Source organism: Micromonospora sp. DT47, assembly GCF_049844475.1.
Classification (GTDB): Bacteria; Actinomycetota; Actinomycetes; order Mycobacteriales; family Micromonosporaceae; genus Micromonospora.
In genome coordinates this window covers 1-18,066 of record NZ_JBNCLC010000008.1, presented here as the reverse complement: position 1 = coordinate 18,066, position 18,066 = coordinate 1, and the positions used below count along the sequence as shown (strand labels likewise).

At 73.0% G+C, this 18,066-nt stretch carries 17 protein-coding genes and 1 tRNA gene; 13 read left to right on the top strand and 5 right to left on the bottom strand.

Annotated elements, in window-relative coordinates:
• The first annotated feature begins 20 nt into the window (after positions 1-20).
• The 8 genes from ACLQ2U_RS14450 to htpX all read left to right on the top strand — a co-directional run bounded on the left by ACLQ2U_RS14450 (position 21) and on the right by htpX (position 8,300).
• On the top strand, positions 21-428 hold the full coding sequence (locus ACLQ2U_RS14450) for an ester cyclase (protein ID WP_425751141.1): 408 nt from the start codon (positions 21-23) through the stop codon (positions 426-428).
• Between the two features lie 136 nt (positions 429-564).
• Positions 565-1,158 carry a NuoI/complex I 23 kDa subunit family protein gene (locus tag ACLQ2U_RS14445; RefSeq protein ID WP_425751140.1) on the top strand — a complete coding sequence of 198 codons (594 nt, stop codon included), beginning with the start codon at positions 565-567 and terminating at the stop codon, positions 1,156-1,158.
• The gene (locus ACLQ2U_RS14440) at positions 1,155-1,778 is read left to right on the top strand and encodes an NADH-quinone oxidoreductase subunit J (RefSeq protein WP_425751139.1); all 624 of its coding nucleotides are present in this window, start codon (positions 1,155-1,157) and stop codon (positions 1,776-1,778) included. The genes ACLQ2U_RS14445 and ACLQ2U_RS14440 overlap by 4 nt, the downstream gene beginning before the upstream one ends.
• On the top strand, positions 1,775-2,173 hold the full coding sequence (gene nuoK / locus ACLQ2U_RS14435; RefSeq protein ID WP_425751138.1) for an NADH-quinone oxidoreductase subunit NuoK: 399 nt from the start codon (positions 1,775-1,777) through the stop codon (positions 2,171-2,173). The genes ACLQ2U_RS14440 and nuoK overlap by 4 nt, the downstream gene beginning before the upstream one ends.
• Entirely contained in the window at positions 2,170-4,095 is a 1,926-nt protein-coding gene (locus ACLQ2U_RS14430) for an NADH-quinone oxidoreductase subunit L (RefSeq protein WP_425751137.1), read from the top strand. Before nuoK ends, ACLQ2U_RS14430 begins: the two co-directional genes overlap by 4 nt.
• Before the next feature lie 173 nt (positions 4,096-4,268).
• Positions 4,269-5,774 carry a complex I subunit 4 family protein gene (locus ACLQ2U_RS14425; protein ID WP_425751136.1) on the top strand — a complete coding sequence of 502 codons (1,506 nt, stop codon included), beginning with the start codon at positions 4,269-4,271 and terminating at the stop codon, positions 5,772-5,774.
• Positions 5,771-7,255, top strand: a complete 1,485-nt coding sequence (locus ACLQ2U_RS14420) for an NADH-quinone oxidoreductase subunit N (RefSeq protein ID WP_425751135.1) — start codon at positions 5,771-5,773, stop codon at positions 7,253-7,255. Before ACLQ2U_RS14425 ends, ACLQ2U_RS14420 begins: the two co-directional genes overlap by 4 nt.
• Positions 7,256-7,421: 166 nt before the next feature.
• Positions 7,422-8,300 carry a zinc metalloprotease HtpX gene (htpX, locus tag ACLQ2U_RS14415; protein ID WP_425751134.1) on the top strand — a complete coding sequence of 293 codons (879 nt, stop codon included), beginning with the start codon at positions 7,422-7,424 and terminating at the stop codon, positions 8,298-8,300.
• Positions 8,301-8,373: 73 nt separating this feature from the next.
• On the opposite strand, the gene ACLQ2U_RS14410 is transcribed toward htpX, so the two are convergent.
• Both ACLQ2U_RS14410 and ACLQ2U_RS14405 read right to left on the bottom strand, forming a co-directional pair.
• Positions 8,374-9,570 carry a hypothetical protein gene (locus ACLQ2U_RS14410; protein WP_425751133.1) on the bottom strand — a complete coding sequence of 399 codons (1,197 nt, stop codon included), beginning with the start codon at positions 9,568-9,570 and terminating at the stop codon, positions 8,374-8,376.
• A complete protein-coding gene (locus ACLQ2U_RS14405) occupies positions 9,570-10,412 on the bottom strand; it encodes a DUF6065 family protein (RefSeq protein WP_425751132.1) in 843 nt (280 codons plus the stop codon). Before ACLQ2U_RS14405 ends, ACLQ2U_RS14410 begins: the two co-directional genes overlap by 1 nt.
• Positions 10,413-10,606: 194 nt before the next feature.
• Here ACLQ2U_RS14405 and ACLQ2U_RS14400 point away from each other — a divergent pair, with 194 nt between their 5' ends.
• From ACLQ2U_RS14400 to ACLQ2U_RS14390, 3 genes are all read left to right on the top strand, one after another.
• Positions 10,607-11,866 carry an MFS transporter gene (locus ACLQ2U_RS14400; RefSeq protein ID WP_425751131.1) on the top strand — a complete coding sequence of 420 codons (1,260 nt, stop codon included), beginning with the start codon at positions 10,607-10,609 and terminating at the stop codon, positions 11,864-11,866.
• Between the two features lie 630 nt (positions 11,867-12,496).
• Positions 12,497-13,030, top strand: a complete 534-nt coding sequence (locus tag ACLQ2U_RS14395) for a hypothetical protein (protein ID WP_425751130.1) — start codon at positions 12,497-12,499, stop codon at positions 13,028-13,030.
• The gene (locus ACLQ2U_RS14390) at positions 12,966-13,751 is read left to right on the top strand and encodes a HEAT repeat domain-containing protein (RefSeq protein WP_425751129.1); all 786 of its coding nucleotides are present in this window, start codon (positions 12,966-12,968) and stop codon (positions 13,749-13,751) included. Before ACLQ2U_RS14395 ends, ACLQ2U_RS14390 begins: the two co-directional genes overlap by 65 nt.
• An 84-nt stretch (positions 13,752-13,835) precedes the next feature.
• Here ACLQ2U_RS14390 and ACLQ2U_RS14385 read toward each other — a convergent pair whose 3' ends face one another.
• Positions 13,836-15,074 (bottom strand): erythromycin esterase family protein, encoded by a 1,239-nt coding sequence (locus tag ACLQ2U_RS14385; RefSeq protein WP_425751128.1) that lies wholly within the window; start codon positions 15,072-15,074, stop codon positions 13,836-13,838.
• A gap of 58 nt (positions 15,075-15,132) precedes the next feature.
• Between ACLQ2U_RS14385 and ACLQ2U_RS14380 the strand changes: the two genes are divergently transcribed.
• Positions 15,133-15,855 carry a TioE family transcriptional regulator gene (locus tag ACLQ2U_RS14380; RefSeq protein ID WP_425751127.1) on the top strand — a complete coding sequence of 241 codons (723 nt, stop codon included), beginning with the start codon at positions 15,133-15,135 and terminating at the stop codon, positions 15,853-15,855.
• A gap of 414 nt (positions 15,856-16,269) precedes the next feature.
• On the opposite strand, the gene ACLQ2U_RS14375 is transcribed toward ACLQ2U_RS14380, so the two are convergent.
• The gene (locus tag ACLQ2U_RS14375; RefSeq protein ID WP_425751378.1) at positions 16,270-16,764 is read right to left on the bottom strand and encodes a YajQ family cyclic di-GMP-binding protein; all 495 of its coding nucleotides are present in this window, start codon (positions 16,762-16,764) and stop codon (positions 16,270-16,272) included.
• Positions 16,765-16,912: 148 nt separating this feature from the next.
• On the opposite strand from ACLQ2U_RS14375, the gene ACLQ2U_RS14370 reads away from it, so the two are divergent.
• Positions 16,913-16,996, top strand: a tRNA-Tyr gene (locus tag ACLQ2U_RS14370).
• 279 nt (positions 16,997-17,275) lie between these two features.
• Here the strand turns inward: ACLQ2U_RS14370 and ACLQ2U_RS14365 are convergent.
• The gene (locus ACLQ2U_RS14365) at positions 17,276-17,881 is read right to left on the bottom strand and encodes a hypothetical protein (RefSeq protein WP_425751126.1); all 606 of its coding nucleotides are present in this window, start codon (positions 17,879-17,881) and stop codon (positions 17,276-17,278) included.
• Positions 17,882-18,066: the final 185 nt, after the last annotated feature.

Here is an 18,066-nt window from a genome sequence, read left to right as displayed (position 1 = left end):
GCGCTGGCTAGGCTGCCGGGATGACCGATGTGGAGGCGGCGGCCCGGCGCTTCGTCGCGGACGTGTGGAACGCCGGGCGCGAGGAGTCCGCGTACGAGCTGGTGGCCGAGGACTGCCCGGGGCTGGGCGGGACCGGCCCGGAGGCGACCCTGGCCTGGCACCGGGACCGCCGGGCCGCCTTCCCCGACCTGCGCTACAAGCTGGTGGACGTGGTGGCCACCGGGGACCGGGTGGCGCTGCGCTGGCGGGCCGCCGGCACCCAGGCCGGGCGGTTCGGGCCGGTGCCACCGACCGGGCAGGTGGTCAGCTACTCGGGCGCCACGTTCCTGCGCTTCGACGCCGACGGCCGGATCGTCGATGTGTGGAGCGTCAACGAGCTGTTCCAGCTTCTCCAGCAGCTCGGTGTCGAGATGCTGCCCCCGGTCTGACGCCCGTCCCGGGGTGGCGTGCGGTGACTGCCGGATCCGTCGGTGAACGGCCGCGGGGGCCGTGCCGGTCACGGTACCGCCGGCAAGTGCCGGGTGGTGGTCGCGCGCGCCGGGGGCACAGGGCAGGATGAGCGGCATGAGCGAGCGCAGTGGCATTCCCGGCGAGGGGCTGGTGAAGGGGCTGGCGGTCACGCTGAAGACGATGACCCGCCGGTCGACCACCCAGCAGTACCCGGACGTCGCCCCGGAGCTGCCCCCCCGCTCCCGCGGCGTGATCGCGCTGTCGGAGGAGAACTGCACGGTCTGCATGCTCTGCGCCCGGGAGTGCCCGGACTGGTGCATCTACATCGACTCGCACAAGGAGGAGGTGGCGGTGCCCGGCGCCGCCCGCCCCCGCCAGCGCAACGTCCTCGACAAGTTCGACATCGACTTCTCGCTCTGCATGTACTGCGGCATCTGCATCGAGGTCTGCCCCTTCGACGCGCTCTACTGGTCACCCGAGTTCGAGTACGCCGAGTACGACATCAAGGACCTGCTGCACGACAAGGACCACCTCGGCCAGTGGATGGCCACCGTCCCGCCGCCGCCCGCGCACGACCACAACGGCGAGCCGGCCAAGGAGGAGACCACCGCCGCGCGCAAGGCCGCGGCCCCGACCAGCTCCGCCGCCCGCCCCACCGTGGTACGCCCCGAGCCCGGCCCCGCCGCCGACGGGGGTGCGACCCCATGACCGGTGCGGACGTGCTGCTGCTCGCCCTGGGTGCGGTGGCGGTCGGGGCGGGCGTGCTGGTGGTGGGCACGAAGCATTTGGTCCGGGCCGGCCTCTACCTGGTGGTCTGTCTCGGCGCGCTGGCCGGCGACTACCTGGTGCTCACCGCCGAGCTGGTGGCCTGGGTGCAGGTGCTGATCTACGTCGGCGCGGTGGTGGTGCTGCTGCTCTTCGCGGTGATGCTGACCCGCGCCCCGATCGGCGCCTCGGACGACCTGAACCGCCCCGGCTGGCCGGCCGCGCTGATCGGCGGCGGCGCCGGGCTGGGGCTGGCCGTGCTGCTGGTCGACGCGTTCCGCTGGTCCCGGGTGGAGCTGCCGGCGCCGGGCACCGCCGAGCGCCTCGGCGAGCAGGTCTTCCGCTCCTGGGTGCTCCCCTTCGAGGTGCTATCGGTGCTGCTGCTGGCCGCCCTGGTCGGGGCGATCATCCTGTCCCGCCCCGACATCGGCCGCCGCCCCGACCCGGCCGCCGCGCCGGCCGGCCGGGGCCGCCCCGTCCCGGCCGGCGGCGACCGGACCGCCCCGGAGGCGCCCGTCCGGGCCACCGCCGGGACGGCGGCCGACCAGGGCGGTCGCCGGTGAGACCGGTCATCCCGTACGTCACCGCCGCGCTGCTCTTCGGGCTCGGCGTCTACGGCGTGCTGCGTCGGCGCAACGCGGTGCTGGTGCTGATGGCCGTCGAGCTGATGCTCAACGCGGTCAACCTGATCCTGGTCACCGCCGACACCACCGTGCGGGCGCAGCTGCCGCACTCCGGGCAGGTCTTCGCGCTCTTCGTGATCGTGCTGGCCGCCGCCGAGATCGGTGTGGGGCTGGCCATCGTGCTCCAGCTCTACCGGCTGCGGGCCAGCGTCGCGGTGGACGAGGTCCCGCTGACCGAGGCTCCGGCGCTGGTGCCGGCCGAGCGGCTGGCCGCGGGGACCGCCGTCGAGCGACCGGCGGCCGGGGACGCCGACCGGCCGGAGGGGGACCGGTGACCGGACTGCTGGGGGCCGCGCTGCCGGCCGTACCCCTGCTCGCCGGCCTGACCGGCCTGCTGCTGCCGCCCTCGCCGCGCGGCGCGACCACCGGGGAGGACCGGGTCCGGCGGGCGGCGATCGCCCTCGGCGTCACCGGCGCGGCCGGCGCACTGCTGATCGCGCTGGCCCTGCTGGCCCGGGTCGACGACCCGGTGGAGACCTCCACCACCTGGATCGACCTGGGCGGCCTGCGGGTGACGCTCGGGGTCCGGCTCGACGGCGCCGCCACCCTGGTCGCGGTGGCGGTGGCCGCGGTGGCCCTGGCCGTGCAGGTCTACTCGACCGCCTACCTCAAGCGCGGCCCGCACGACGACGTCGAGGTCGACCACCGCTACCCGCCGTACGCGGCGCAGATCAGCCTCTTCACCGCGGCGATGCTGCTGGTGGTGGTCGCCGGCGACCTGGTCATGCTGCTGGTCGGCTGGGAGGTGATGGGGCTCTGCTCCTACCTGCTGATCGCCCACGACCGCCGGCTGCCCGAGGCCCCGGCCGCCGCGATGAAGGCGTTCCTGGTCACCCGGGTGGGTGACGTCGGCTTCCTGCTCGGCATCGCGCTGCTCGGCGTCTCGGCGGGCAGCTTCCGGATCGCCGACGTGCTCGCCCACGACCACTCCACCGGCGTCCTGACCGCCGCCTGCCTGCTGCTGCTCGCCGGGGTGGCCGGCAAGAGCGCGCAGTTCCCGCTGCACACCTGGCTGCCGGACGCGATGGCCGGCCCCACCCCGATCTCCGCGCTGATCCACGCGGCCACCATGGTCGCCGCCGGCGTCTACGCGGTCGCCCGGCTCTATCCGCTCTTCGCGGCCACCCCGACGGCGCTGGCGGTGCTCGGGGTGATGGCCTCGATCACCCTGCTGCTCGGCGCGTTCGCGGCCACCGCCCAGGACGACCTCAAGCGGGTGCTGGCCTGGTCGACGGTCTCCCAGATCGGCTACATGACCGGGGCGCTCGCGGTCGGGGCGCCCGCCGCCGCGCTGTTCCACCTGCTCGCCCACGCCGCCTTCAAGGCGCTGCTCTTCCTCGCCGCCGGCGCGGTGATCCATGCGGTGGGCACCACGCTGATGTCCCGGATGGGCGGGCTGCGCCGCGACATGCCGGTCACCTTCTGGTGCACGCTGATCGGTCTCGGCGCGCTGGCCGGGGTGCCGCCGCTGTCCGGCTTCTGGAGCAAGGACGGCGTGCTCGCCGTCGCCGAGTCGGCCGCGCTGGACGGCGCCGGCCCGGCTCCCGCCTGGGTGGGCTGGCTGGTCTGGCTGGTCGGGCTGCTCGGCGTGGTGGTCACCGCCTGGTACGCCACCCGGCTGCTGCTGCGCACCTTCCTCGGCGAGCCCCGGATGCCGCTGCGGCACCCGCACGACCCGCCGGCCGCGATGCGCTGGCCGGTGCTGCTGCTCGCGGTTCCCGCCGCGCTGCTCGGGCTGGCCGCGTTCCTGCCCCCGTTCGCCGACCGGCTCCTCGCCCCGGCGACCGGGACGGAAACCGATGTGGAGCTGGTGCACCTCGGCCTGGCGCTGCTGCTGCCGACCGCGCTGCTGCTGGTCGGGGCCCTGCTGGCCTGGGCCGGCTGGCGCCGGGACCCGGCCACCGACCCGGCCCGCGCGCTGGGTCCGCTGCGACCGGTCTTCGCGGCGGCGTTCCGGCTCGACGACGTCCAGCACGCCCTGGTCGTACGCCCGACGACGGCGCTCGCCGGGGTGCTGCGTACCGGCGACGAGGTGGTGGTCGACGGCGCGGTGGAGGGCACCGGCCGGGGCGCGTACGGCCTCGGCGGCGGCCTGGCCGCGCTGCACCGGGCGGCGCTGCCCCGCGCGGCGGCGGCGGTGCTGGCCGGCGCGGTGCTGATCGGCCTGGCCGCCGTGCTGATCGGAGGGGCACCGTGAGCGCGAGGAGTGAGCCGGTGTTGCGAGCCCCGCAGTCGCGAACCGAGGTGACTCCGTGAGCGCGAGGAGTGAGCCGGTGTTGCGAGCCCCGCAGTCGCGAACTGAGGTGACTCCGTGAGCGCGAGGAGTGAGCCGGTGTTGCGAGCCCCGCAGTCGGGAACCGAGGAGCAGCCGTGAGCCTCGGAAAGTTCCTGCTGGTCGCGGTCCTGGCGCTGCCGGCGGTCGGGGCGGTCCTGGTGGCCGCGACGCCCCGGGACCGGGCGGCCCGGCTGGTCGGCACGGTGGTCGCCGGGCTGACCCTGGTGGTCGCGGCGCTGCTGGTCGTCGGCGACCACGGCTGGTTCGGGTACGGCCCGGCGCCGGCCGTGCAGCCCTGGCACCAACTCGACCTGACCTGGGTGCCCGGCCTGGACCTGCGCTTCCACCTCGGGGTGGACGGGATCTCCTGGCCGCTGGTGGCGTTGACCGCCCTGCTCACCCTGCTCTGCTGCGGCTACACCGTCTGGAAGGTGCCGGCCGGTGGCGGGAGCGGGCGGGCCCTCGTCGCGCTGCTACTGGTGGTCGAGGTGGGCATCCTCGGCACCTTCCTCGCCCTCGACCTGGTGCTCTTCTTCGGATTCTTCGAGGTCGTCCTGCTCCCGATGTACGCGATCATCGCCGGCTGGGGCGGCGACGACCGGCGGCGGGCGGCCCGCAAGTTCGCCCTCTACACGCTCTTCGGCTCGGTGCTGCTGCTGGTCGGCGTCTACGTCGTGGTCGCCGCCGCCGGCACCGCCGACGTGGTCGCGCTGACCGGCGGGGCGAGCCTGTCCCGAGGCACCCAGCTGGCCGCGTTCACCCTGCTCGCGCTCGCCTTCGCGGTGAAGAGCCCGCTCTGGCCGCTGCACTCCTGGCTGCCCGACGCGCACACCCAGGCACCCACCGTCGGCAGCGTCATCCTCGCCGGGGTGCTGCTCAAGATGGGCACGTACGGCCTGATCCGGATCGCGGTCGGGGTGGCCCCCGAGGGCGCCCGCTGGGCCGCCCCGGTGCTCGGCGTGCTCGCCGTCGCCGCGATCCTGATCGGCTCCCTGGTCTGCCTGGCCCAGGACGAGCTGAAGCGGCTGATCGCGTACTCCAGCGTCGGGCACATGGGATTCGTGCTGCTCGGGGTGGCCACGCTGACCGCCACCGGCCTCCAGGCGGCGCTGATCGGCAACATCGCCCACGGGGTGATCACCGGCCTGCTCTTCTTCCTGGCCGGGGCGGTCAAGGACCGTACCCACACCGGCGCGCTCGCCGACCTGTCCGGGCTGCGGGAGACCGCGCCCCGGCTCGCCGGGCTGCTCGGCTTCGCCGCGGTGGCCTCGCTCGGCCTGCCCGGGCTGGCCGGCTTCTGGGGTGAGGCGTTCGCCGTGGTCGCCGCCGTCCGGCGGGGCGGACCGCTCTGGACCACCCTCGCGGTGCTGGCCGCGGTCGGCGGGGCGCTCACCGCCGCATACCTCCTGCGGCTGCTGCGCCAGGTCACCCACGGCCGGCCCAGCCCGGTGGTGGGGCGGCTGGCACCCGGCCTGGCCGGGGCGGAGCTGACCGCCTGGGCCCCCTTGGTGCTGCTCGCGCTCGCCGTCGGGCTGGCGCCAACGCTGGTGCTCGGCCTCGCCTCCGGTCCGGTGGAGGCCCTGGTGGGGGTGTTGAGATGAGCCTCGTGCAGAGCGTCGACAACGTGGCGCTGCTGCCGGCGTACCTGGCGGCCGGCACCGCCGTACTCGTGCTCCTGGCCGACCTGCTGCTGGCCCGGGCCGGCGCGACGGTGGCCGCGGCCGCCGCGGGCGCCGTCGCCACCGTCGTCGGGTCCTCGCTGGTCGGCGCGGGGGAGACCCGGCGGACGTTCTGCGTCGGCGCGGACTGCTCCTGGGTGTTCGACGGCCGGGCCGCCCTGGTCGCGGCCGTCTTCGCGCTGCTCACCCTCGGCGTGCTGGCGATCTCCGGCCCGCTGCTGCGGGCCGGGACGACGCCGGTGGGTGAGTACTGCTTCCTGCTCGCCTGCTCGATGACCGGCGGCGTCGTGCTCGGCGCGGCCGGCGACCTGATCACCCTGATCGTCGCCCTGGAGACCCTCACCCTGCCGCTCTACGTCCTGGTCGGGCTGCGCCGGGGCAGCCTGGCCAGCGCCGAAGCGGCGGTCACCTTCTTCGTGGTCAGCGTGGTGGCGACCACGCTCACCCTGCTCGGCGCGGCGCTGCTCTACGCGGCCACCGGTGGGCTGCACCTGGACCGGCTCGGCGCGCTCCTCGGGGACCGCCCGGAGCTGCGGGACCTGCCGCTGGCCACCGCCGCCGTCGCGCTGGTGGTGCTCGGGCTGGCCTTCAAGGTGGCGGCGGTGCCGTTCCACGCCTGGGCGCCGGCCACCTACGACGGCGCGCCGCTGCCGGTGGCGGCCTACCTGTCGACCGCCTCCAAGCTGGGTGGCGTGGTCGCCCTGCTCGCCGTGGTGCAGCGCGCCCTGCCGGCCGAGGTCACCGGGCCGGTGCTCGCCGGGCTGGCGGTGCTGACGATGACCGTCGGGAACCTGGTGGCGCTGCGCCAGCGGCGTACCGTCCGGCTGCTGGCCTGGTCGTCGGTGGCCCAGGCCGGCTACATCCTCGCCCCGCTGGGCGCGCTCGCGCTGGCCGCCGGTCGCACCGGCGAGGCCCGGACGACCGCGTACGCCGCCGCCGTCGCGTACGCGGTCTTCTTCGTCCTGCTGGAGCTGGCCGCCTTCGCGGCGCTGGTCGCGCTCCGCCCGGCCGGCGCGGACGGCGGCACGGTGGCCGAGCTGCGCGGGGCGGCCCGCCGGCACCCGTGGGTGGGTGCGGCGTTCGCCCTGGCGCTGATCGGGTTGGCCGGGTTGCCGCCCGGCCTGGCCGGCCTGTTCGCCAAGGTGACCGTGGTCCGGTCACTGCTGGACGGCGGCGCCGGCTGGCTCGCCCTGGTGGTGGCGGTCAACGCGGTGATCGGCCTGGCCTACTACCTCCGCCTCGCCGCCGCCCTCTACGCCGCCGGGCCGGCCGCCGAGGGTGCCGCCGCGCCGGCGGTGGCCCGCCCGGCCTGGACGGTCACCGTGGCCCTGACCGTGGCCACCGCGCTGGCCGTGCTGGTCGGCTTCGCCCCGCAGCTCGTGCTGGACCTCGCGGCCGGGTGACCGGCTCCCGCGCCGACCTGGCCGGACCCGTCCGGAGTCGTCCCCGCTGTCCGGTCGCACAGGAATCTCCAGTCAACTCCCAGCCATGAGCAGGATGGTTGACGGGTACCGGTGACGTTGGACCGGTCAACGGGTCCCGTGCGATCCGCGCACCGAAGGAGCGATCGTGCATCACAACCGTCTCAAGACCGCAGCGCTGCTCGGCCTGTTGACCTCGCTGATCCTCGCGGTCGGCTACTGGTTCGGCGGCAGCGGCGGCCTCGTCATCGCCGTCGTCGTCTCGTTGCTGATGAACGGCGTGAGCTACTTCTGGTCCGACAAGCTGGCCCTGCGCTCGATGCGGGCACAACCGGTCAGCGAGGCGGAATTCCCCGACCTGTACCGGATGGTCCGCGAGCTGGCCACCGAGGCACGGCAGCCGATGCCCCGCCTGTACGTCAGCCCGACCTCGCAGCCCAACGCGTTCGCGACCGGGCGTAACCCGGCCAACGCGGCGGTCTGCGTCACTCAGGGGATCACCGAGATCCTGGACTACCGCGAGCTGCGCGGGGTGATCGGTCACGAACTTTCGCACGTCTACAACCGGGACATCCTCATCTCCAGCGTGGCGGCCGGTCTGGCCGGCATCATCACCCTGCTGGCCAACATCGCCTGGTTCATCCCGCTGGGCTCCTCCGACGACGAGGACGCCCCGAACCCGGCCGTGCTGCTGCTCACCCTGATCCTCGGCCCGATCGCCGCCACCGTGATCCAGCTGGCGATCAGCCGGAGCCGGGAGTTCCAGGCGGACGCCTCCGGCGCCCAGCTCACCCGGGACCCGCTGGCCCTGGCCAGCGCCCTGCAGAAGATCCACGTGGGCACCCAGGCCCGTCCGCTGCCCGCGCAGGGCCAGTTGACCAGCACCGCCCACCTGATGATCGACAACCCGTTCAAGCGGGGCGGCGCCATCGCGGCGATGTTCTCCACCCACCCCCGGATGGAGGAGCGGGTCGCCCGGCTGGAGCAGATGGCCACCGGCGGCGGCCCGGTGCAGTTCCAGCGCTGACCCACCGACACCTCCGCCCGCGTCCGGTTCGGACGCGGGCGGAGCCGTGTGCGGAGCGCGACCCGCCGCCGGATCACTCCGGGCCGGTCGGCAGCCGGTCCGGACGGGCCAGCAGGACGACGACGAGCAGCACCGCGCCCGCCGTCAGGTACGAGGCGGCGGGGGAGAGCACGGCGGCCACGCCGCCGAGCAGGAAGATCCCGCACCCGGAGACCACGATGTTGGCCGCCACGATCGTCGCCTCCACCTGCCCCATCCGTTCCGGGGGCGCCAGCCGGGCGAAGGTGGCCTGCGCGCCGATCAGCCAGCCGCCGCCCGCGCCGATCAGCGCGTTCGCCACCGCCACCGCCCACAGCGGCGCCCTGACCGCGACCAGGACGCCGGCCAGCAGCAGCGCGCCGCCCAACGCGGCCGCCACCGCCACCTGGCCGGCCAGCCGGCCCAGCCAGGCCCTGCGCCCGACCATCAGGACGAAGAACGCGCCACCCAGCGCCGAGGCGGCCAGCACGACGGGTCGCCAGGCCCCTGCGGCGAGGTCCGGGGCGAGGGTCTCCGGCAGCGCGCCGGAGAGCACCGTGGCCAGGGTGAGCAGGGCGACGCCGCGCAGCACCGGATGGCCCGCGATGATCCGTATGCCCGCGGTGGCCGGCGGGCGCGGTCCCCGGCGGTGCTGCGGCTCCGTCGGCAGCCCGGCCAGGACGACCGCCGCGATCAGGAACGAGACCAGGTCGATCAGGAGCGCCACCCGGGGACCGAGCGCCACGGTCACGCTTGCGCCGGCGACCAGGCCGGTCACCTGGCCGACCTGGTTGGCGAAGGCGGAGAGGCCGAAGAGCGGCAGCCGCAACGGGGCGTCCACCGCCTCCGCGGCGACCGCCACGTTGACGCTGGAGTAGGCGGCCCGGACCGCGCCGAGCAGGCCGGCCGCGATGATCGCCGGCACCGGCCGGGGGACCGTCGCGGGCACCGCGATCAGCACGGCGCCGGCCACCGAGAGCCAGACCAGGAGGGTACGCCGGGCCGGCACGTCCAGCCAGCCGCTGAACACGGTGGCGACCAGCAGGGCGGGCAGGGTACGGGCGGCGTAGACCGCGGCCGGCCCGAGGACCGAGTGCGTCTGGTCGTACGCGAGCAGCAGCAGGGCGGCCAGCCCGACGAAGTCGCCCAGTTCGGAGACGCCCCGGGCAGCCACCAGCCGGGAGGCCACCGGGTGGCGGAACAGCGCCCGATAGCCGGGGGGCGGTGCGAGCCGTTCGTCGGCGTTGGTCATCAGGCCGGCTGGTCCGCTTCCTCGACCCCGATCGGCCGGTAACTGGCGTTCTCCCGGAGCCGGCGGGCCTGTTCCCGCCGGTAGCTGCTGCGGAGCTCCGGATCCTGGCGGCGGCGGCGCAACGCCACGAAGTCCGCCCAGGCGTCCTCCGGCCAGGCCGCGAGGCCCTGCCCGGCGACCAACTCGGCCTGCCGTACCGCGTCGAGCGTCGAGCGGTGCATCGGTTGCAGGCACATGATCGGGATGTTCCGGTAGAAGCGCACCACCTGGCCGGGCTCGGTCAGCCGCAGAATGGTGGGCAGGAGCGAGGTGTACCAGTCGGTCTCCACCACCCCCTCGTAGATCTGGAGCCCGCGCTGGGTCGGCCAGTTCGGCACCCCCCGGGCGAGCAGGCACCAGCCCGGCGAGGTGCGCGCCACCACGCCGGTGACCAGCTCGATGGTGTTCGCGGCGCGCGGATCGGCGTCGATGAACGGGATGCTGCCGCCGTACCGGTCGAAGATGTCCAGGTCGTCGCGGAACCGCTCGGGCGCCGCCGCCAGCTGGGCGGCCGCGTCGGGCAGCTTGCCGTCGTACCCGCCGGCCAGCGAGCGCCAGCCGACCGGCTCGTTCTCCTCCAGCAGGCTCCACTCGGTGTCCTGCCCGTCCCAGCGGAGCGCAAAGTCGGCCGGCGGGTGGACGTACCAGCCGAACCCGGAGCCGGCGGCGACCGGTGGGCAGTGCTGCACGGCCCGGGCCGGGAGCGATCCGCGTAGGCTGGGGGAGGCGGCCTCGGCGGGCCGGGCGTCCCCGTACAGCGAGTAGATCTCCACCCGCAGCGGTTCGATCGTCGTGCCGGTCATCGGACCTCCGTACGTCGTCGTGGCGGCGCCTGCGGGCATGGATCCAATTCGATCAACAAACTACCCTCTCGCCGCCGCCCGGGGCAGCCCCGCTCCGCCCCCCGATGTGAGCGAGCCGACCACCTCCGGGGCATGCTGCGGCGTTAGGGTCGGAACGGCTCCCACCCGTTACCTGGCTCCCCGGAGGTGCCCCTGTGGCCGCACTGCGCCAGTACCTGGGCGTCTGGCGGATCCCCGGCGCGCCGATGCTGCTGGTCTTCGGCATCATCGGGCGGCTCGGGATCGGCATGACGCCGCTGGCGCTGCTGCTGGTCGTCGAGCAGGTGACCGACCGGTACGCGCTCGCTGCGGTCGCCGGCGGCATCTACGCGCTCGCCGGCGCCGCGCTCAGCCCGGTCGCCGGCCGGGTCGCCGACCGGGTCGGGCCGACCCCGGTGCTGCTGGCGACCGCCGTCGCCCACCCGTTGGCGCTGGTCGGGCTGCTCTGGGCCAGCCGGGCCGAGGAGGGCAGTCTCGGGCTGATCTACCTGGCCGCCGGGGTCGCCGGGGCGACCTACCCGCCGCTGACCGCGGCGATCCGGGGCGCCTGGAACGACCTCACCACTTTCGCCTCCGGCCGGCAGCACCTGCGCAACACCGCCCTGGCGGCGGAGACCTCGCTCTTCGAAGTCGTCTTCGTGCTGGGCCCGCTGCTGGTGGCCGGCTTCGTACTGGTCGCGGACGCGGCCGCCGCGCTGGTCGGCGCCGCCGTGGTCACCCTGGTCGGCACCGGCGCGGTGGCGCTCGGCCGGGTGATGCGCGGCTGGCGGCCGCACCCGCGCGAGCACCACGCCAAGGGCCTCGGCCCGCTGCGGGTGGGCGGCTTCCCGGCGCTGCTGGTCTGCGTCGGCGGGCTGGGCGTCGCGTTCGGCGCGGCCGGGGTGATCGTGCCGGCGTTCGCCGGCAACCAGCCCACCGCCGCCCCGGAGAGCCTCGCCGGGCTGCTGCTCGCCGTCTGGGGGGTCGGCAGCGCCGTCGGGGGCTTCTGGTTCGGGGTACGCCGGCCGTCGCCGAACATGGCCCGGCAGTTCGCCTGGCTGCTCGGCGGGGTGGCGGGCAGCTTCGCCGTGTTCGCGGTGATGCCGCACCCGCTGGCCCTGGGCGTCGCGCTGGCGGTCGGCGGGGCGACCATCGCGCCCGCGCTCACGCTGGAGAACACCCTGGTCGGGCGGATCGCGCCGGTCGGGATGCTGAACGAGGCGTACACCTGGGTGGTGACCATGTCGGTGGCGGCGAGCGCGGCCGGCGGCGCGGTGGCCGGGCTGATCGTCGACCACGCGGGCGGCGTGCCCTGGGCGTTCCTCTTCGCCGGGGCGGCGGTCGCCGTCGGGGCCGGGGTCGCCGCGCTGCCCGACGGCCCGATCGCCCGCGCCGAGGCCCGGGCGGTACGCGCCGAACACCCCACCCCGGTCTGACCTCGCCGGTGGCACACCAGGGGTGTCTCCGGGGACGGGAGAGGCCCCTGGTGTGCCACCCGGCGGATTGCGGTCGCGAGCGGCGGGTACGGCAGCCGCATGTTCTTCTTCTCGAACCGGATCGGCTGCCTCGGCTCGATCCTGGTCAGCGCGATCCTGACCGTGGTGCTTTTGTTGATCTTCGGGCGCTGACCGCCGCGATCAGCGGTAGTTGGTGAACTGCTGAGATGTCGCCCGCTACCAGCCAAAACACAGCCATGATCGCCGCTAGGCCGTCGCCAGGCCGTCCGACGGCAGCGTGAGGACCTCCCGCCGGGCAACGCGACCCACTGCCCCGTTCCACCAGCGACCAAGTACCTCCACCCGAAGCAGCTTAGTCGAACACACGTTCGATCCGGCCGGCTGCCGGCGTGTCGGGTCTCAGGACGTGCGTGACAGATCAGTCTCGGGATGTGGGTGACACCTCCGGCTAGACGATCTTTTGGCCAGGCCACCGTACTGCGGACTCGGCAAGCGCTTCAGGCGTCCACAGAGCTGGTGCTATCGGTCATGGCAGGATGCACCAAATTGAAGGCCGCTGCGACCGGCGAGGTGGCAGACCGGAGGCACATCGAGGCGGGTTGGAGGGGCATGGTCAGCGACGCGCAGCTATCCCGGATCGGCGGAAAGCTGAACTTGGTGGCCGCAAGCCCTGATCGGTTCCTGACCGCGTTCGGTGCCAAGGAGCACGGCTACCGGCTTAGGCCGCCGCTGCCGGAGTCGAGCGTGGCCGCCTTTGAGGCTGAGCACGGAATCGCGCTACCGGAGAGCTACCGCAGGTTCATCCTGGGGCTCGGCGATGGGGGAGCGGGCCCAAGCTACGGCTTGCTGTCGCTGGCCAACGCGTACGAGGAGGTGTCCGACTCGTCTGCTGGGCATCTGGCTGCGCCCAGCCCGTTCGTGCCCGGCACTCTGTACGAGCCGGACTGGTGGGACGGGTTCTGGGGGCCGGATGACCGCCCGGATCCGCAGCAGGGCACGTTGGCGATCGTGCATCACGGCTGCACCAGCTACACCCTGCTGGTGATCTCCGGCCCGGGGTCGGGGTCGCCTCGTCAACGTGGACCTCAACGGTGTCCCGGCGCCGTACGTGTTGGAGGACGAGGACTTCCTGTCCTGGTATGAGCGCTGGCTCGACGAACTTGTGGCCGGCTACGACGTGACCTGGTTCGGAGACAAGATTCCCGGCGACGAGGCGCGGCTGCTTGGCATCCTGTCCGATGATCCGTCCGCGCATCGTCGGGCGCGAGCTGCGCGATCGCTGGGTACGTTGCCCGCTATCAGCGCAACAGGTGTTCGTGGCCTTGCCGCGGCGGCTGCCGACGAAGACCCCCTGGTACGTGAGGCGGCTCTGAGCGTCGGATGGCGTCAGAAGGCACCGGGGTTGGAGCCAGCGGCACGAGCGAGGCTGGCCGACCCCGAGGCACCAGTGCGTGCGGCGGTGATCGGATTCCTGCGCGCTCTGGGCGTTTCTGATCTCGCCGAACAGGCTCGAGTCTTGCTCGGTGACCCCGACCGCGGGGTGCGACAAAGGGCGATGCAGGCGCTGGCCGATACCGGGACGATGACGGTGGTCGACCTCGCTCCCCTCGTCACCGGCCCAGACGCCGGATCTCGCGAATTCGCCACCTACTGTCTCGCCCAGGCGCGGGGACCAGCTGCCGACCTGCTCGCTGGCGCGCTCGACGATGACGATCCGCGAGTCCGGCGGCAGGCGGTGCAGACCGCTGAAAAGCGCGGGGAGCGGACACTCCTACAGGCCATGCGGCGCATGCTGGAGACCGAGACAGACGCCTACGTGCGGACCAACCTCAACCGCGTGATCACGGCATGGATGCGCGGATGACAAGTTGGCTGTCTACGGGCGGGACAAACCTGCTGCCCACCGGACCGGTCCGAGCGCGTCGCCTGACCGGTGCCGCAGCCCACCTCAAGCACCGCCGCGCGTTTCGGCCCAGCCATCACATCGTCCCGCAGGGACGTCCTTGACGAACACGATCCCATCACTGCTGGCCAACTGGGCCGGGTCCAACGGGGAGTAGCCGAACCAGGGGGACACGCGGGGAGCGGGCGTCACGTCGCCGACGACGGTGGCCAGTCGGCGGGCGTCGACGACGTACCGGTCCTCCGGCAGCGCGTACAGCAGCCCCTCGATGGTGTCCGGAGGTGGGGCGTCCACGCCATGGTGGCGGATCGTGCCGAGGGCTGTGGCCAGGAAGGCGTACCCGTCGCCCAGGTGGGCGCTGACGATCGCGCCGGCGCTCCACCATTCCAGCGGCAGGTCGCCCATCCGCATCCTGCTCTTGTTCCGCTGGAGGTGGCCGTTGTGCGCGTTCACCAACGCCGGCCCCCGCTCGGCGATGGCGAACAGGTTGGCGGCCATCATCGAGTCCCGCAGGGCCAGCAGCCGCGCCATGCGGCTCGGTGACGTGTCGGCCATCCAGAAGTGGTAGCGCAGCAGGCCGGTGGCGGTGCGCCCGTACAGGCGTGCCCGGTCCCAGTCGTCCGGTGAGGACGCCGCGATCAGCTGTGGCGTCTGCGCGTCGAGCAGCGTCACCAGGTCGTCGGCGAGCAGCCGCAGCTGCTTGGCCTCGGGTGTCTGCCCCACGGACTGGGATGGGTCCATCATCGCGGCGGGGTTGGTCCACTGGTCGTCGGCGCCGAGCAGGCGGTCGAGCGTATCGGCGGCGCAGGGGAGCAGGTCGGCGTCGGCCCAGGCGGTGAGGTAGGCGTGGAGTGCGGTGAGGGCCTGCCGGGGGCTCGCGGCGCCGGTGATCTCCAGCGGGCCGTCGAAACCGGCGAAGCGCAGCCGCTCGGACGCGGGCCGGCCGTCGTTGTACGCGCGCATCCAGCGCACCAGCTCGCGGTTGGCCGGGAAGGCGCCCCACTCGTGGCTGAAGCCGCGCTCCATGACCTCGTCGAGGGTGCCCGTGCCGGACGTGACGTAGTCGTCCACGACCAGGCCCATCACGCAGTCGCTCTCGATGGCGATCGTCCGGTAGCCCTCCTGCTCGACGAGCTGCCGGAAGAGTTCGTTGCGTACGTCGAGCAGGAGGTCCTCGCCGTGGGTGGGCTCGCCCAGGGCGAGCAGCCGCGGCCGGGTCGGGAGCAGCCGCATGACGGTCGCGGCCTCGACAGCATGGGCGGTGTCCTTGGCACCAGCAATCATGCCCTCAACGGTATCGTTGAACCTCCGGTTGAAACTTCTCCGCGATGCTGGCAGGACAGTGGGGCGAAACCTTCAAGACGGTGGACGGCTCAGGCCGGTCGACCTGGCGCGCGGGTACGGCCTGTCCACCCAGGCGATCAGGAACTACGAGGCGGCCGGCATCCTGCCGGGCGCCGAACGCACCCTGCACGGTTACCGCACCTACACGCCGCGGCACGCGCAGGCCCTCCGCGCGTTTCTCGCGCTCGTGCCCGGACACGGCCACCAAACGGCCACCTCGATCATGCAGGCGGTCAACCGGGACGCGACCGAGGACGCGCTCCGGCTCATCGACGAGAGTCACGCCCAGCTGCTCGATGACCGCCGCACTCTCCAGGCCGTCGAAGCCGCGCTTCGCGACCTCGATCCCGTACCGCGGGAGCGCGGTGACACGTTCGTCGGCCCGCTGTCGCGGCGGCTCGGCATCCGACCGGCCACCCTGCGCAAATGGGAACGCGCCGGCCTGGTCCAGCCGCGCCGCGACCCGCGGACGGGCTACCGGGTCTACAGCGAGGCGGACGTCCGCGACGCCCTGCTGGCCCACCAGCTCAGACGGGGTGGCTACCTGCTGGAGCAGATCGCCCCGCTGATCGCCCAGGTCCGCTCCGCCGGAGGCGTCGCACCGCTGGAGTCGATGCTGCGCGACTGGCGCGCCCGCCTCTCGGCCAGGAGCCGCGCCATGCTCGCCGGCGCCGCCGCATTGGACGCCTACCTCGACCGCCGCCCTGCTCCGCCCGGATGACGAACGGCCTGCTGGCCGCGAAGCTCCGGGGTGTCTTAGTGATCGTGACGGACAGCCGTCCGAGCAGTGCGGGATTGCTCACGGCCCGACTCTGACAGCAACAGCGACAGCAACCGGCCCGGACGATGACGACCAGGCCAAGCCCGCAGTGGACGACCGTCCGAGGTCACGGTCAGGGACGGACGCCAACGGACGCGGCGCTCAGGACTTACAAATGTGGGGTCACCAGCAGGGATGGCGGCACGTAGACGTGGACGACCGGTAGACACCAGCCACCCCTTGGTCGCGTGAGCTCCAGGCCGTCGCCAGGCCGTCGCAGCCTGACTACCGGCAACCAAGGACGACTATTGATGCCCGCGCTTCCCCAGCTAACAGGGCCGAGTGGAAACGACGACCAGGCGCGGAGAGACCTGCCTACCGGTAGTTGGTGAACTGCAGGGCGACGCCGAAGTCCTCGCCCTTGAGCAGGGTGATGACGGCCTGGAGGTCGTCCTTCTTTTTGCCGGTGACCCGGAGCTGGTCGCCCTGGATCTGCGCCTGGACGCCCTTAGGGCCCTCGTCGCGGATCTTCTTGCTGATCGCCTTGGCCTTGTCCGAGTCGATGCCCTGGATGACCTTGCAGTCGATCTTGAACACCTTGCCCGAGGATCGCGGGTCGCCCGCGTCCAGGGACTTGAGCGAGATGTTCCGCTTGACCAGCTTCTCCTTGAAGACGTCCAGCGCCGCGCTGACCCGCTCCTCGGTCTCCGCCTGGAGGCTGATCGCCTCCTCGCCCGACCAGGAGATCTCCGCGCCGGTGCCGCGGAAGTCGAACCGCTGCGAGAGCTCCTTCTCCGCCTGGCGGAGGGCGTTGTCGACCTCCTGCCGGTCGACCTTGCTCACGATGTCGAACGACGGGTTCGCTGCCATGCTCATGCTCCTGCTGTCCGGCGGTCAAAGCTGTGCGGTCGCGCGCTGACCAGCGGCACGACCCCCTGACGGTACCCGGTTGCGACGGTCCGGGGGGCAACCGCTATCCTTGCTTCCGCCGCCGCGTGGCAACGCGGTGGTACGCCCTGGCGGGTTGCCCGAGCGGCCAATGGGAGCGGACTGTAAATCCGTCGCGAAAGCTTCGAAGGTTCGAATCCTTCACCCGCCACCAGGCAATGGCAAGGCCTCTGACCTGCGGAAACGCAAGTCAGGGGCCTTTGTCGTCTCCGGCTGCTGTTGACCGCCGCTGCCCCTGATTGCCTGGTTGATCGGGCACGCAACGGGCACGTCTCGGAGGGGACGCCGATGGCGACTATTGCTGTTCAGGCCGACGACCCAGGGGAGGAGTTCAAGCGCGTTCACGAGCTATTGGCCCATATGGCGAGAACGTCCGCCCCCTCGACTGGTGCCCTGCCGCGTTGGGCGAGTGTGGCGCCGTCTGGTCAGGGGGTCACCCTCCAAGGCCGGGATCCTTGCAGGGCTCGCCGTCGCTCGCGGGCGCCTCGACCTTGATGACGTGTCCGATCGGGACGAGTTGCTCGCGGGGCATGCCCAGCACCGTGAAACGCACCCGTTGGACGTCGAACGAGAAGCCTGCGCATTCCGGAGGAATCTCCTGACCGAGTCGCAGTGTCACAAACACCAGCAGGCCGGCGTTGGGGCGCAGGTCGACCGGTCGGAACGGAACCGCGTCGGCAGGGCCGAGGTCGACAGGTGAGGGGCTTTTTTCGCGGGAAAGCTCCTTCATCCGGACGCGTTCGTGGGTGTAGGACCCGCTGCCTTCGTCGATCACCTCTTGGAGACGGACGGTGAACGGCCCTGGGTTTGCGATGCCGAACGCGTAGTCGATAGTTGCGCCAGGGCGGGCCAGGTGCCGGTGTTCGGTGACGTTGTCGGCATCGACCCTCGCATATGCGTCGGGACTCCCGAAAAAGAAGCCGGCGTCCAGCTTGTATCGCAGCGTCACGGCGAGGTGTGCGCCGATGACCGAGATCAGGGCCAGCGACGCGGCGAGGATGACCAGGCGTCGGGGGCGGCGGGCAGCGGACAGCGGCATGGGGGGAAGGTAGGCGGCGTAGGGCGCACCCGCCGCCCGGTGAGCTGTCCTCTTCATGACTTGGTGGTCAGGAGAGCCTCGGGATGCTCCGTCAGCGTGGCCGGCCGGCCCGGCCGATGCCGGCCGGAGGTCGCCAGCAGGCCGGGGCCGGGCCGGCGCGGCCCGCTTTGCGGGCCGCCTTGATC